The sequence below is a fragment of the Stenotrophomonas sp. YJH_SMC_53 genome (assembly GCF_059369995.1).
The window spans coordinates 257,024-270,623 of sequence record NZ_JCAFTF010000004.1; the positions used below are offsets into that span (position 1 = coordinate 257,024).

Here is a 13,600-nt window from a genome sequence, read left to right on the forward strand (position 1 = left end):
GGGCATTGATGATGGGCGGGCCGTTATTCCTGAAAAACAGGCTCTATGGACGTTGATTGCGGCCATATGTTCCGCAATCATGTCGGTCATGGACTCCATCTCTGCCCTGCTCGCCTTCGTCCGAACCGCAGAGGCGGGCAGCATCGTCGGCGCCGCCCGCGTACTCGGCCTGTCCGCCTCGGCGGTAGGCAAGCGCATCGCCCGCCTTGAACAGAACCTGGGCACCCGTTTGTTCCAGCGCACCACCCGCCGCGTGCACCTCACCGACGAAGGCGAACTGCTGCTGCAGCGCTGTCGCCGCGCACTGGATGAGCTTTCCGAAGCGCAGGCGGACCTGGCGCAGCGACAGCACGCCCCCAGTGGGCTGCTGCGCATCGGCCTGCCCACCATCGGCTACCGCTTCCTGCTGCCGGTGCTGCCCGGCTTCCAGCAGCGCTACCCGCAGGTGCGGCTGGAACTGGACTTCAACGACCGCATCGTCGATGTGGTCAGCGAAGGCCTGGACGCGGTGATACGCAGCGGCGAACTGGCCGATTCCAGCCTGACCGCACGGCGGCTGGGTGGTTTTCGTTTCATCCTCTGTGCGGCGCCGGGCTACCTGCAGGCGCACGGCACACCCGGCGATGTAGGCGACCTGCGCATGCATACCGCGCTGCGCTTCCGTTACCCCACCACCGGAAAGCTGCATCCGTGGCAGCTGCCGGGTATCGAAGGCGATGCCGGGGCGCGGCTTCCCACGGCGATGACCTGCAACAACATGGAAGCCGTGCTGGCCGCTGCGATCGGTTGCATGGGCCTGGCCTGGATGCCTGACTTCCTCGCCGCTGACGCGCTGGGCGATGGCCGCCTGCAACGGGTGCTGCCTGCGCTGCCCACGCACCAGGGGCAGTTCTCGTTGCTATGGCCCGGTGGGCGCCATCCCAGTGCACGCCTGCGGGTGTTCATCGACTACGCCGTTGCCAACCTGTTCCAGGACGCCTCATAAAAAGGGGACGGAGGGGATTAAGTCGTAATCGGCCCTACTGTGCCTGTTACGACTTAATCCCCTCCGTCCCTTTTTCCTAGCGACTGAAGCGGCGGGCGCCTGCCACGCAGATCACCGCGACCGCGGTCACCAGCACCATGCTGAGGCTGACCGATTCGTGCAGCAGCAGCGCGGCCAGGGCCAAGCCGAAGAACGGCTGCAGCAACTGCAACTGGCCGACAGCGGCGATGCCGCCCTGCGCCAACCCGCGGTACCAGAACAGGAAGCCGATCAGCATGCTGAACACCGCCACGTAGCCCAGCGCCCACCACGCCGAGGCACCGACCGCAGTGAACGAGGCCGGGCGCATCAGCACCGTCAACGGCAGCATCACCGGCAGCGCCAGCAGCAGTGCCCAGCTGATCACCTGCCAGCCGCCCAGATGACGGGCCAGCCGGCCGCCTTCGGCATAGCCCAGCCCGCACACCACGATGGCCGCCAGCATCAGCAGGTCAGCCTGCAAGGACGCCTCGATGCCGTTACGCACCGCATAGCCGACCACGCAGGCGCTGCCCAACAACGAGAACAACCAGAACGCCGGGCGCGGCCGTTCGCCACCGCGCAGCACGCCGAACAGCGCAGTGCTCAGCGGCAACAGGCCGAGGAACACGATGGTATGTGCCGATGACGCGTGGCGCAGCGCAAGCGCGGTCAGCAGTGGAAAACCGACCACAACGCCGAGGCTGACCACCACCAGCCCAGGCAGGTCACCGCGCCGCGGCCACGGCTGGCGCAGCATAAGCAGCAGCGCCAGGCCAAGCACGGCGGCGATGGTGGCGCGTGCGGCGGTGACGAACCCGGCATCCAGCTGCAGCACCGCCAGGCGGGTGGCTGGCAACGAGCCCGCGAAAATCACCACCCCGATGAAGCCATTGATCCAACCGCTCGCCGACCGTTCCACGCCTGTGATCCTGAAGTGCCAGGCGACGCCTGGCGGAGCCTGTATGGAAGCATCCATGGCGGAACCGCCCCAGCTACAATCCAGTACAGTCGCAAAGAACTGTATTGCCCACACTTCCACTACAGTGCTGCCATGCCACGTCCGCTTACCCGCATCGAATCGGTCATCCAGGCGGTCCGCAACCGCATCACCGCGCGGGTCGATGGCCCCGGCTCCCGCCTGCCTTCGGTGCGCGCGCAGGCGGCAGCGATGGGGGTGTCGGTCTCCACCGTGGTCGAAGCCTACGAGCGCCTGGCGGCCGAAGGGCTGATCAGTGCGCGTGTTGGTTCCGGCTTCTACGTCAGCGGGCCGGCCGCACCGCTCGCACTGGCCGAAATGGAACCGCGGCTGGACCGCGCGGTGGATCCGTTGTGGGTGTCGCGGCAATCGCTGGAAACCCCGCCGGGCCACCTCAAGCCGGGGTGCGGCTGGATGCCCAGTAACTGGCTGTATCACGATGGCATGCGCCGCGGCCTGCGTCGGCTGGCGCGTGCCGATGCAGTGCATCTGGTCGACTACGCCGGCCCACTCGGGCTGCCCGCGTTGCGCCAGCTGCTGCAGAGGCGCAGCGCCACGCTCGGCATCGATGCACCGATGGAGCAGATCCTGCTGACCGAATCCGGGACGCACGCGGTCGACCTGATCTGCCGTTTCCTGCTCAAACCCGGCGACTGCGTGCTGGTCGATGACCCGAGCTACTTCAACTACCACGCGCTGCTGAAGGCGCACCAGGTACAGGCAGTGGGTGTGCCGTACACGCCCACCGGCCCGGACCTTGAAGCGTTCGATCGTGCATTGCAGGACCATTCGCCGCGGCTGTACATCACCAATTCCGGACTGCACAACCCGACCGGTGCGGTGCTTTCGGCCAGCACTGCGCACCGTCTGCTGGGCCGGGCCGAGCGCAGCGAACTGATCATCGTCGAGGACGACATCTTCGCCGACTTTGAACTGCACCCCGCGCCGCGGCTGGCGGCACTCGATGGGCTGTCACGGGTGATCCACGTCGGCAGTTTCTCCAAGACGCTGTCGGCAGCCTCTCGCTGCGGCTACATCGCTGCACGCCATGACTGGATCGAAGCGTTGACCGACCTGAAGCTGGCGACCAGCTTCGGCGGTGGCCATCTGGCCGCGCAGCTGATGCACATCGCGCTGACCGACAGTGGCTACCGACGCCACATGCAATTGGTGCGTTCGCGATTGGCCGATGCCCGCCGGCACACGCTGCGCAAGCTGCACACGCTGGGAATCACCCCGTGGCTGCAACCAGAAGCGGGCCTGTTCCTGTGGTGCCAGCTGCCCGATGGCCGCGATTCCGCCGCGCTGGCGCGGCAGTGCCTGCGCGAGGGCATAGTGCTGGCACCGGGCAACGCGTTCAGCCAGTCGCAGCGCGCGGCCGACTATCTGCGCTTCAACGTATCGCAATGCCAGGACGCACGGATCTGGCAAGTGCTGGCGCGGGCATTGCGCTGAGCTGGATGCAAGCCGGTCAACGCAGCTAGGAGTGTCCCGCGGCAAAGGCACTTGCATGCCACGGTACAGTGGTATGTCCCCTGCTGCAGGAATCCGCGCATGTCCACGTTCTCCGACCCGCAGGCGGTGGCCCGCTATGCCGAAGCGCCACTGCGCCAGGTGCCCGGGTTCCTCGCGTTGCAGCAGATGAGCCGCCTGCTGCTGTCCGAACGCGTTCCCGCACAGGGCCGCGTACTGGTACTCGGTGCTGGTGGCGGGCTGGAGCTGAAAGCCTTCGCCGGGGCGCAGCCGGGCTGGCAGTTGCTGGGCGTGGACCCGGCCGCGCCGATGCTCGCGCTGGCCGAGCAGACACTGGGCCCGTTGAACGCACGCGTCGAACTGCTGGAAGGCTACATCGACGATACCCCGGACGTGCGCTTCGATGGGGCCAGCTGCCTGCTCACCCTGCACTTCCTCGACGCCGCGCAGCGCCTGCACACGCTGCGCGAGCTGCACCGGCGCCTGCAGCCCGGCGCGCCGCTGGTGGTGGCGCACCACAGCGTGCCGCGGGATCCGGCCGGCAAGCTCCGCTGGTTGCAGCGCTACGCCGCGTTCGCCGAAGCCTCGGGTGTTGCCCACGCCGATGCGCAGCGCGCGATCGAGGCCATTGCCGAGCGGCTGCCGCTGCTGGCGCCCGAACAGGAGGTCGCCCTGCTGCAGGACGCCGGCTTCGACGGCGTGGAGCTGTTCTATGCAGGCTTCAGCTTCAGGGGCTGGGTGGCGTACGCCGGGTGATGCCTACGGCACCACGGTGATGCCGATGCGCTGCATCAACAGCGCCACCTGCTGCACATCCAGCGTGGCGCCGCGCAGGTTGGTGCTGCGCAGGTCCAGCTCACCCAGCTCCGAGTGGGTCAGGTCACAGCCGGTGAAGTTGGCGCTGCTCCAGTCGATGCCCTCGAACTGGCCACCGGACAGGTCCGAGCCGGCGAAGCTGGCGCCGCTGACGTTCGCACCGTCCCAGCGGTTTTCCCACAGCTCGCACTTTTCCAGCGTCACCCGCGAGAAATTGGCATAGCGCAGGTTCGACTTCTTGATGAAGGCACTGCAGAACCCGCTGCGCGGGGTGATCTGGTTCATGAAGCTGGCGTTGCTGAAATCCGCGCCCTGCGCGCGGCACTCGCTGATTTCCAGGCCCAATGCCTTGACGAAATTGAAGTGGCACATGCTGATGTCGCAGCTGCGGAAGCTGGCTTCCTTCAGCGTGGCGCCATTGAAGCGGCAGCCGGTACGGCTGTCGGCATCGTAGAAACTGCAGTTGATGAACTCGGTGCCGGTCAGGTCCACGCCGGAAAAATCGCACTCGTGGAACTGCTGATCGACCACTTTCTGGCCGGTGTACTGGCCCGCGCCGATGCGCAGCTTGCGGTGAACGGTGTGGGACATCAGGGATTCCATGCCAGGAGTCCCGCCATCATGCCGGGCCGCGAGGGCGATCCATAGACGTGGGCGCGGGCGGATTCACCGGCAGTCCAGCCCCCCCGTGCCCCCCAATACCGGATGCGCGGTGTTGCACGTTACTGCACGAATGTGCAAACTTATGGCATGAGCTCAGACCCCAGCCCCCTCCCCGCCCAGCGCACCCGGCAGATCCTTGAGGAACTGCGCCAGCAGGGCCGCGTGGTCGCCGCCGAACTGGCGCGCCGCTATGCCGTCTCCGAAGATTCGATCCGCCGCGACCTGCGCGAGCTGGCCGCACAGGGCCTGTGCCAGCGTGTCTACGGCGGCGCCGTGCTGCCACCGCCCAAGGAACGCCCGCTGCGCGAGCGCCTGACCCGCGACCGCGGCGACAAGGCCGAGCTGGCCGCACGCGTGTGCGCGTTGCTGCAACCCAATCAGGTTGTACTGCTCGATGCCGGTTCAACCAACCTGGCGATCGCCCAGCAGCTGCCGCCCGCCCTCGGCTTGACGGTGATCACCAATGCGCCACAGATCGCCACGGCCGCCAGCATGCTTGATGGCACCTCGGTGCAGCTGATCGGCGGCCGCCTGGCCAGCGGTGGCGGTGCGGTCGGCGCAGAAGCACTGGCCCAGGTGCAGCGCCTGCGCGCCGACGTGTACCTGCCCGGCCCCTGCGCGGTGGACGGCGATACTGGTGTATGGGCAATGGATGCAGAAGAGGCCACGCTGAAGCGCGCGATGGTCGCGTGCAGCAGCCGCGTCATCGTCGCCGCCACTACTGAAAAGCTCGGTGCCCGCGGCCACTGGCAGATCGCCAGCCTCGACGAGATCGACGACCTGGTGCTGACCACCACCGCGCCGCCGGCATTGGCGGCGCGCTTCCGCGCCGCCGGCATCGCGGTACACCCCACTCCCCCCTGACCGTATCGCTCATGTCCCTTGCCAACCGCGCGCGTGCCGAACAGCACGCGACCCGCGCTGCGTTCTTCATTCCCGGCTTCGCCACCGCACTGTGGGCCACGCTGGTGCCGTTCGCCAAGGCACGCACCGGGATCAACGACGCCACGCTGGGGCTGGTACTGCTCTGCCTCGGTGCCGGTTCGCTGCTGGCAATGCCGTTGTCCGGCGTGCTGGCCGCGCGCCTGGGTTGCCGGCGGGTGATGGTGGCCAGCAGCCTGCTGATCTGCCTGACCGTGCCCGGCCTGGCCCTGGCCGGCTCGGCCTGGAAACTGGGGCTGGTGCTGTTCGTGTTCGGCGCCGCCGTGGGCGCGATGGACTGCACGATGAACGTACAGGCCGTCATCGTCGAGCGCGAAGCACGGCGCGTAATGATGTCCGGCTTCCATGCCTTCTTCAGCATCGGCGGCTTCCTCGGCGCGGCCACCATGACCGTGCTGCTGTCCGCACAGCTGCCGCCCTTGGCATCGGTGCTGATCGGCGTTGGCGCCATGCTGCTGGTGATGCTGTTGTCGGCAGCGCACTGGCACAGCGAACGCATGCCGCACGACACACCGATGCTGGCCCTGCCGCACGGCATCGTGTTGTTCATCGGCGTGCTGGCGTTCGTCGCCTTCCTCGGTGAAGGCGCGATGCTCGACTGGAGCGCGGTGTTCCTCAGCGATGTGCGGCGCGTCGATGCCAGCCTGGCCGGCGTCGGCTACGTGACCTTCACCCTGACCATGACCGTGGCGCGCCTGTTCGGCGACGCACTGGCGGCGCGCGTCGGCCGCCAGCGCGCGATCGTCTTCGGTGCTCTGCTTGCCACTGCGGGCGTGCTGGTACTGACCCTGGTCACGCCGTGGCAGGCGTCGCTGCTCGGCTACGTGTTGGTCGGCCTCGGTTGCGCCAACATCGCGCCCGCGCTGTTCTCGCTGGCCGGTCACCAGACCCGCATGCCCGGCGCGCTGGCGATCACTGCCGTGTCCACGCTCGGCTTTGCCGGCATCCTTGCGGGGCCGGCGCTGATCGGCTTCGCCGCAGACCATTTCGGCCTGATCGCCGCGTTCGTCGGCGTGGCCACGGCCTTGTTGCTGGTGGCGGTGTCCACGCGCTGGCTGCGGGTGTAGCCCAGGGCATCAGCGCCGCCTGCGCCGCAGCTTCATCCGCAATCGCCGATAGCCGATCACCGTCGCCGTGGCACACAGTGCGGTGCCAGCAGCGCTCAGCAGCAGCAGCACCGCCAGCCTGGCACCTTCCTGGCGCAGCATCGCCGGCAGGTCCCAGCTGTGCAGGAAGTAGAACAACCAGCGCCCCACCCGCTCGCGATGCCCCATCGTCAGCAACGGATCGCCGGTCGCCAGATCGAGATAGACGCGCGTCGCCTCCGCATCGCCAAAGTCCACCACTGCCACCGGGAAGCGGCGTACCGCCGCACCATTCATGGCCTCGGGCGCACGCGGATAGAAGTAGGCATCCGGTACATGTCGGACCACGAAATCCTGCATCGGCGCATCGGACAGCGCCCGCACCTTCTGCTGCAGCCACACGGCCGGCAGCAACCGCGCAACCTGCAGGCGCCCATGGGGGCTGGACACGATGCGGGTGCCGCCCTTCCCATCCAGCAGCACCGCGAACAGCTCACCACCGATGCGCCGCCACTGGATCTCAACTGGCCGGAAGCACTCAGCATCGGCCACCGCCAGAAGCTTCGCCGGGTCGCCCAACGCGCCATCCACCGCCACCGCGCCGCCACGATAGCGCCCACCGTCGATCGCAGCATGCGTGCTGCTGAAGACGCCCAATGGATTCATCGACATCAGGCCACTGAAGATCCAGGTGAACACGAAGGCCGCTGCCACCAGACCGATCAGATGGTGCCAGCGCATCCACGGCTCGACGTACGGTGTCTTCGCACCGGAACGATAGTGCCCACGGAAACGCCAGCGCCACACACCCACCACGATGCCGCTGACCGCCGCCAGCGTGCACAGTGCGGACAGCACGATCACCACCCACGTCCACACCGGGTCCACCGACTGCATGCGCAGGAAATACAACCAGTGCAGCCAGGCGCCCACATAGTTCCAGCGCTGCTGCACATGCGGCGCGTCCAGCACCACTTCGCCGGTACGCGAGGACACATACAGGTCGCCCGGCTGCGCACCGCCCACCTCGACGCGATACAGCGGCCGATGCGCGTCCAGTGCACGCGAATGCGTCCAGCGGTCCTCGTCCACGCGCATCGCCCCCACGAAGGCCGGGCCGCCGGCGAACTGTGCAGCGGACGCTTCGGCACGCTGTGCCGACACCGGCAGCAGCGCCTGGCCGGTCACGGCAGACCAGGCGCCCACGTTGCTGCCACTTCGCACCACATACGCCGGCTCGCCACGCAGTGTGGTCAATGCCACAGCCTCCGGCTCGGCCTGCACGGCAGCCGGCAGTACCGACAGCCCCTGCAGGTCGCGGGCCTCACCCAGCACCGGCAACGCCGCCAGCCGCTCACCGGGTGTCAGCTTCGGGTAACCAATGAACAGCATCACCATGCCACTGACGAACCACAGCAGCATCAGCAGGCATCCGCCGATGCCCAGCCAACGATGCACCAGGTAGGTCCAGCGCTTGGCGGTGGATCGCAGCGACATCGCCGGCGTCCTCAGAAGCGGTGGTCGAGCGTGAACTCGACGCGGCGGTCCGCACCCAGCAACCATTGTGTGCTGGTGTAGTACGCCGTCGCGTAGGACGCCTTGTCGAACACGTTGAACAGGCGCGCGCTCACCCGCATGCGCGGTGCCGCCTGCCAGGTCAGTGCCAGGTCGGTGGTGCTGTAGCCGGGCAGCTCCAGTGTGTTGGCGTTGTCGGCGTAGCGCTTGCCGACGTAGCGCACGCCACCCGCCGCACTCCAGTCCGGTGCGAACTGCCAGCTGAGCCACGCACTGGCCAGGCGCTCGGCCACGTTAGGCGGCATGTTGCCATCGCGCGATACCACCATCACGGGCGAACCTGTGGTTTCCAGGAAGTCCTCGAACTCGGCCTTCAGCACCGTGGCATTGGCATCGAGCGACCAGCGTGGCGCGAACGCCCAGTTCAACGACGCCTCGATGCCGCGCGACGTCTGCGCGCCCACCTGTACCCGGCGATCCGGCACCAGCGGATCGCGGCTGAGCAGCCCGGTCTTGCGGATGCGGTACGCCGCCAGCGTCCACTCGCCGCCATCGAAGGCCTGCTTCAGGCCCACCTCGATCTGCCGCCCCTTGGCCAGATCGAACGCTCCATTGGCGGGGCTGATCATCAGCAGTCCACTGACCGGATCTGCCGCCTGCGAGTACTGCGCATACAGGCTCAGCGTCGGCCGCAGAGCGAATACCGTGCCTGCACGCCAGCCGGTGCTGCTGTAGGTCTTTGAAAACGCGTTCTGGCCGCTGATCAAATCGGTGCGATCGATGCGCGCGCGGTCGTGGCGCAGCCCACCCAGCACCGACCAGCGCTCGCTCAGCGCCAACCGGTCTTCCACGAACAGCGCGTATTGTTCGGCGGTGTTGCGGTAGCGCGGCAGGTTCGGCGCATCGCTGGCGAACTGGCCCGGCACCGGATGGAACGGATCGACCGGGCCGGAGCTGCCGGCGTAGGTGTTGTTGGTGTGCTTGAAGTGCGCGCGGTTGGCGTCCAGGCCCACCGCGAAGCTGTTCGCCCTACCGCCCACATTGCCCTGCACGCGCAGCGTCGAGGTCAGCCCGGTCTGGTCCTGGTTGTGGGTGATCTGGGTGTTGCCCGAGCGATCGATCAAACCGGTGCGCGGGTTGTAGACATAGGCCTCGGCATTGCGCCAATCACGCTGGCTGTCGATCTGGTAGACGCGGGTTCGCCATTCCACGTTCGCGTTCGGTGTCCACAGCGCGTCGAGCTGGGTCCAGCGGTCGCGGTAGCGGATCTCGCTGTCGTCCACGTTGTAGTTGCGATGGCGCAGCGCGTCCAACTGGCGTCCCTCCACCAGCGGCGTGCCGAAGTAGCGCATCGGCTTCTGATGGCCCTGCGCATGAGTCAGGGTCAGCTGCAGGTCGGTACGCGGTTGCCACAGCAGCGCGCCGGAGAAGGTGGCATCGCTGTTGCGTCCCCGATCGACCCAGCCACCGCTGTAGTTGCCGCTCACATCCAGCCGGTAGGCCAGCTCGGGCGTCAGCGCGCCACCACTGCCGAAGCCCAGGCGCGCGGTGTCCTCGCTGCCCACGGTCACGCTGATCTCGTTTTCGATGGCGCCGCGCGAGGGCTTCTTCGGCACGATGTTGATCACCCCGCCGATCGCACCGTCGCCGTGGATGACCGAGGCCGGCCCGCGCAGTACTTCGATGCGCTCGATCGACCAGGTATCGAACGGGAAGGTGATGCCCACGCCGCCGTACTGGCGCAGCCCGTCGTACAGGCGCATCACCGAGGCGCCATCGGTGAAGCCGCGGCTGGACAGCGCACTCAGGCCATTGCCCGGGTGCGGCATCGCACTGATCGCGCCCGCCCGGCTGATCGCATCGTTGAGGTTGCTGTCGCCGCGCTGCTCCAGTTGCTCGCGCGAAATCACCGTCAGGCTGGCCGGCGTCTGCAGCACGCTCAGGCCCAATGCAGAGCCTGCGCTGGCAGTGGAGGACAGCTCGCCGCTGCGGGTATCGACCACGCGCACGGTATCCAGCGTGGTCGGGGGTGCCGCGTCGGCGGCAAGCAGGGGCGCGGCATGCAGGAGCAGCGCGCACAGGACAGGCAGCGTCGCCCGGCACAGGCGCGCGGAGTTGGGGTTCGTTTTCATTTGTTCACGGCATGCAAGGCCACCCCGCAATGGCAGGGCAGCAATCAGAAAGGGACAGACACGCGCGTGCGGGCACCGGCCGTGGCCGGCAACCTCATGGAAGAACGAGCAGTGCAACGCGCGTGCGGCTTAGGCAGCCATCAGTGCCGGTGGCCCACGCGCTCCCAATGTGCCGCTGATCCGTTGCGGCAACGTCTGCACCGCACCGCGCAACGCGCGGCACACCGGTGCCATCGGCGCCAACAGCAGCACGGCCGCCACCAGCAGGGTGATCAGCCGTGCAGCGATCAGGCAGTAATCGCAGTCCACGCCCATCTCATGATCGGCATGCGGATCGGCGGGCGGCTTCTTTGCGGCCTCGCCGTGTGGCATCGCCATCGCATGATGGTCGTGGTGCCCGTCCATCGCGTGCTGCGCATGCTCTGCGTGCATTGCGTGGTCCATGGCTGCCACCGGCGCAGCGGCAGCCACGTGACCGTGCGCCAGCCAGCGGCTCACCAGCGGGGCGAGCAGCACCAGCAGCATGGCAAGCCATGCCAGGGCCTGGAACCGGCGGTGGAGGACAGAATGACGCACCCGGCCATTCTACGGGCCTGTGCCCAACCCTGGACCCCGTTCAGGGTTTGCCCCCTGCGACACGGTGACGCAGGAGCTCGCCTCGCGCGGCGACATGTGAATGCACCACACCGCGGTCCCTGCGCTTGCGGGCTCTGCCTCGCCAACGTTAGGGTTCAATTGGCCACGGCAAGGAGCCAGAGGAATCTGCATGACCGCCCGCATCACACACCGGCATCGCATCAGCCTGCTCGGCCTGACCGCGCTGCTTGCCGCCTGCGCCGACAAGGGGCCGCCCCCACCGCCAGAGCCGCTGGAACTCTCACAGCCCATCGCCGTGGACGCGCCCGGCCAGCAGGTGCAGTTCGAGTTCGAAACCACGACGCGCAATTTTGCCAGCTACCGCACTTATGCGGTGGAACTGGAACTGCAGCGGCGAAGCCCAGCCACAACGGGCACGCCCGATATAGCAAGTATCAACATCCCATTCGAAGTATCCCTGCAGCGTCGGGAAGGCACTACCTGGCAGGAGATTGCAACACAGGACAGCTATCAGGCACGCGCGCGCAACGGTGTTGAGCCGCTCCCCTCGTGGCACCACTCTGAGAGCTGGCGCTATGCCTCGCTCGCATCAGGCAGCGACGGCAGCTACCTCCTGAACGTGACAGCGCTGCCGCTGGAGCTCGACAGCAGATACCGGCTGCAGATTCAAACGATCCATGCCATATCAGGACTGCAAGACTATTCGGCAAGGCTAGTCGTGCGCGCCTCGCGTCCCGCAGGGAAGTGACACCATCCATTCGAAGGAACGAAGGAGTTTCCATGAACAAGCCCCGCTACAGCCTGGACATTGTCATTGCCGCACCCGGCACCCCACTGCTCGATCCCGATTCGGGAGAGCAGCAGCTGACGCCCGATGGCATTCCTGATACTTCCGGGCCAGGCCACATGTTCTATGTTCTGCACGCTCCAGGTAAAGCGGCGCAGAGTTTCGGCTTCGCACCCGTCGAGCATGGCAGCATGAATGGTCCCGGGCGCATCGTCAGAGACGACGTGAAAGTCTATAAGGACCCCGCCCATGTCCGTACCATCGAAATCACCGAAGCCCAGTACAACAAGCTCAAGGCGTTCGGCGACGATCCAGTGAAGTACGGCTTCAGCAAGCACTACGCCGACGTTCGCCACAATTGCGTGGACTTCACTTGGGGCGCATTGAATCACGCCGGCATCCAGCGCAAGCACAGCCTGGACGTGAACAGCATCGGCGGCCCCGTCGGCCAGTTGCTGCCCGATGTCCGCATTCCGCTGGGCGTCCAGTCACAGGGCAAGGACGGCTATCGTCCGCTGCGCAACATCCATGGCGTGGACAGCATTGAGCCCCCTTTCCCCAACAGCGAACTCAACCGCACCACCACTCATCCCCTGCCCGAGCGCAGCTTGAAGCAGCGTCTGCTCAGCGAAACCGATGGCATTGATGGCCCGTTGGGCGAGCGTCTGGCTGCGGACGCGCGCGCACCGGGGCACAGCCTTCATGCCTTGGACCAGAAAGTGCGTACCGCACTCGCCCAGGCCAGCGAACAGCAGGGACTGCCCCCCGGCCAGGAGCACGAACGACTGGCCGGCCATCTGACCCACGCGGCGGTGCAGGCCGGCTTCAGCGAAAAGGACACGCTGCAGGTGGCATTCAGTTCAAACAGCACCGCCGAGGCACCCGGCTACGTATTCCTGCATCGCAGCGGCGACACCGCCTCGCCGGACCCTGCCGCCAATCGCCAGCGCCTGTCCCTGCTCGATACGCAGCAGGGCGACGCGGATACGCTGTATCAGCAGGCCAATGTGCAGCAGCAATCCCGCGACGCAAGCCGGCTGGCGCAGGACGAGCAACAGGCACAACAGCAGGCGTCGCCGCGCATGGCCTGACCCAGCCGCATCAGGCGCTGACACCGTTCCCGCATCAACTCACGTACTGCGCCTGACCGTTCCCGAACGACCAGTTCTCCTTCTTCACTTCCACCAGATTGATGAACACATCCTCGCGGCGGATGCCCACCGCCGCATGCAGTCCATCGGCGATGCCGGCGTACAGCGCCTTTTTCTGCTCCAGCGTGCGCCCTTCGTTCCAGGTGATCTGGATGCAGATGAAGTCGTCGGTGCGATCCACGCCCAGGTAGCCGGGATCGTAGATCAGCGTGCCGGGCGCGTGTTCCTGGAAGATCTGGAAGCGATCGTTTTCCGGCACCCCCACCGCGCGCATGGCCTGGTAGATGGTTTCGCCGACGCGTTGCAGGTAGTCGGCGGATTTGCCTTTGCGAAGATCGATGCGGGCGAGCGGCATGGTGGCACTCCAGAGTGGATGGGTACGACGACAGGCTGAGACTACGCCTGCCCGGGGCGGCGGGACAGCGCAGGGATGGAACCCTCTGGCTCCATGCGTGGC

The 13,600-nt window shown here is 66.9% G+C and carries 12 protein-coding genes and 1 pseudogene; 7 read left to right on the plus strand and 6 right to left on the minus strand.

Annotated features, from left to right (window positions below; translation table 11 throughout):
• Positions 1 to 88 precede the first annotated feature (88 nt).
• Positions 89 to 1,013, plus strand: a pseudogene (locus AC5P7X_RS08370) (LysR family transcriptional regulator).
• A 48-nt stretch (positions 1,014 to 1,061) separates the two neighbouring features.
• On the opposite strand, the gene AC5P7X_RS08375 reads toward AC5P7X_RS08370, so the two are convergent.
• Positions 1,062 to 1,925, minus strand: a complete 864-nt coding sequence (locus AC5P7X_RS08375; RefSeq protein WP_065177960.1) for a DMT family transporter — start codon at positions 1,923 to 1,925, stop codon at positions 1,062 to 1,064.
• A 132-nt stretch (positions 1,926 to 2,057) separates the two neighbouring features.
• Between AC5P7X_RS08375 and AC5P7X_RS08380 the strand changes: the two genes are divergently transcribed.
• On the plus strand, positions 2,058 to 3,437 hold the full coding sequence (locus tag AC5P7X_RS08380) for an aminotransferase-like domain-containing protein (RefSeq protein ID WP_329841406.1): 1,380 nt from the start codon (positions 2,058 to 2,060) through the stop codon (positions 3,435 to 3,437).
• A 99-nt stretch (positions 3,438 to 3,536) separates the two neighbouring features.
• A complete protein-coding gene (locus AC5P7X_RS08385) occupies positions 3,537 to 4,211 on the plus strand; it encodes a class I SAM-dependent methyltransferase (protein ID WP_495214725.1) in 675 nt (224 codons plus the stop codon).
• A gap of 3 nt (positions 4,212 to 4,214) precedes the next feature.
• Here the strand turns inward: AC5P7X_RS08385 and smqnr are convergent, their stop codons facing one another.
• Positions 4,215 to 4,865: a SmQnr family pentapeptide repeat protein gene (gene smqnr / locus AC5P7X_RS08390; RefSeq protein WP_425520234.1), complete on the minus strand. Its 651-nt coding sequence runs from the start codon at positions 4,863 to 4,865 to the stop codon at positions 4,215 to 4,217.
• A 156-nt stretch (positions 4,866 to 5,021) separates the two neighbouring features.
• On the opposite strand from smqnr, the gene AC5P7X_RS08395 reads away from it, so the two are divergent.
• Both AC5P7X_RS08395 and AC5P7X_RS08400 read left to right on the plus strand, forming a co-directional pair.
• Positions 5,022 to 5,798 carry a DeoR/GlpR family DNA-binding transcription regulator gene (locus tag AC5P7X_RS08395; protein ID WP_053499766.1) on the plus strand — a complete coding sequence of 259 codons (777 nt, stop codon included), beginning with the start codon at positions 5,022 to 5,024 and terminating at the stop codon, positions 5,796 to 5,798.
• Between the two features lie 11 nt (positions 5,799 to 5,809).
• On the plus strand, positions 5,810 to 6,943 hold the full coding sequence (locus AC5P7X_RS08400) for an MFS transporter (RefSeq protein WP_495214726.1): 1,134 nt from the start codon (positions 5,810 to 5,812) through the stop codon (positions 6,941 to 6,943).
• 9 nt (positions 6,944 to 6,952) lie between these two features.
• Here AC5P7X_RS08400 and AC5P7X_RS08405 read toward each other — a convergent pair whose 3' ends face one another.
• The 3 genes from AC5P7X_RS08405 to AC5P7X_RS08415 all read right to left on the minus strand — a co-directional run bounded on the left by AC5P7X_RS08405 (position 6,953) and on the right by AC5P7X_RS08415 (position 11,133).
• The gene (locus tag AC5P7X_RS08405) at positions 6,953 to 8,458 is read right to left on the minus strand and encodes a PepSY domain-containing protein (RefSeq protein ID WP_053499762.1); all 1,506 of its coding nucleotides are present in this window, start codon (positions 8,456 to 8,458) and stop codon (positions 6,953 to 6,955) included.
• 11 nt (positions 8,459 to 8,469) lie between these two features.
• The gene (locus AC5P7X_RS08410) at positions 8,470 to 10,608 is read right to left on the minus strand and encodes a TonB-dependent receptor (protein ID WP_329841401.1); all 2,139 of its coding nucleotides are present in this window, start codon (positions 10,606 to 10,608) and stop codon (positions 8,470 to 8,472) included.
• Between the two features lie 129 nt (positions 10,609 to 10,737).
• Positions 10,738 to 11,133 (minus strand): DUF2946 family protein, encoded by a 396-nt coding sequence (locus AC5P7X_RS08415; RefSeq protein ID WP_329841399.1) that lies wholly within the window; start codon positions 11,131 to 11,133, stop codon positions 10,738 to 10,740.
• Between the two features lie 241 nt (positions 11,134 to 11,374).
• Between AC5P7X_RS08415 and AC5P7X_RS08420 the strand changes: the two genes are divergently transcribed.
• The gene (locus AC5P7X_RS08420; RefSeq protein ID WP_329841397.1) at positions 11,375 to 11,953 is read left to right on the plus strand and encodes a hypothetical protein; all 579 of its coding nucleotides are present in this window, start codon (positions 11,375 to 11,377) and stop codon (positions 11,951 to 11,953) included.
• Between the two features lie 32 nt (positions 11,954 to 11,985).
• Positions 11,986 to 13,083 (plus strand): XVIPCD domain-containing protein, encoded by a 1,098-nt coding sequence (locus tag AC5P7X_RS08425; protein ID WP_329841396.1) that lies wholly within the window; start codon positions 11,986 to 11,988, stop codon positions 13,081 to 13,083.
• A gap of 34 nt (positions 13,084 to 13,117) precedes the next feature.
• Here AC5P7X_RS08425 and AC5P7X_RS08430 read toward each other — a convergent pair whose 3' ends face one another.
• Entirely contained in the window at positions 13,118 to 13,498 is a 381-nt protein-coding gene (locus tag AC5P7X_RS08430) for a tautomerase family protein (RefSeq protein WP_005415517.1), read from the minus strand.
• Positions 13,499 to 13,600: the final 102 nt, after the last annotated feature.

Bases quoted from the DNA above. Each gene is read 5' to 3' on its own strand.
- AC5P7X_RS08400 (WP_495214726.1), top strand. From the start codon at position 5,810: ATGTCCCTTGCCAACCGCGCGCGTGCCGAACAGCACGCGACCCGCGCT.
- AC5P7X_RS08405 (WP_053499762.1), bottom strand. From the start codon at position 8,458: ATGTCGCTGCGATCCACCGCCAAGCGCTGGACCTACCTGGTGCATCGT.
- AC5P7X_RS08410 (WP_329841401.1), bottom strand. From the start codon at position 10,608: ATGAAAACGAACCCCAACTCCGCGCGCCTGTGCCGGGCGACGCTGCCT.
- AC5P7X_RS08430 (WP_005415517.1), bottom strand. From the start codon at position 13,498: ATGCCGCTCGCCCGCATCGATCTTCGCAAAGGCAAATCCGCCGACTAC.
- AC5P7X_RS08420 (WP_329841397.1), top strand. From the start codon at position 11,375: ATGACCGCCCGCATCACACACCGGCATCGCATCAGCCTGCTCGGCCTG.
- AC5P7X_RS08425 (WP_329841396.1), top strand. From the start codon at position 11,986: ATGAACAAGCCCCGCTACAGCCTGGACATTGTCATTGCCGCACCCGGC.
- AC5P7X_RS08415 (WP_329841399.1), bottom strand. From the start codon at position 11,133: ATGCTGCTGGTGCTGCTCGCCCCGCTGGTGAGCCGCTGGCTGGCGCAC.
- AC5P7X_RS08380 (WP_329841406.1), top strand. From the start codon at position 2,058: ATGCCACGTCCGCTTACCCGCATCGAATCGGTCATCCAGGCGGTCCGC.
- AC5P7X_RS08395 (WP_053499766.1), top strand. From the start codon at position 5,022: ATGAGCTCAGACCCCAGCCCCCTCCCCGCCCAGCGCACCCGGCAGATC.
- AC5P7X_RS08385 (WP_495214725.1), top strand. From the start codon at position 3,537: ATGTCCACGTTCTCCGACCCGCAGGCGGTGGCCCGCTATGCCGAAGCG.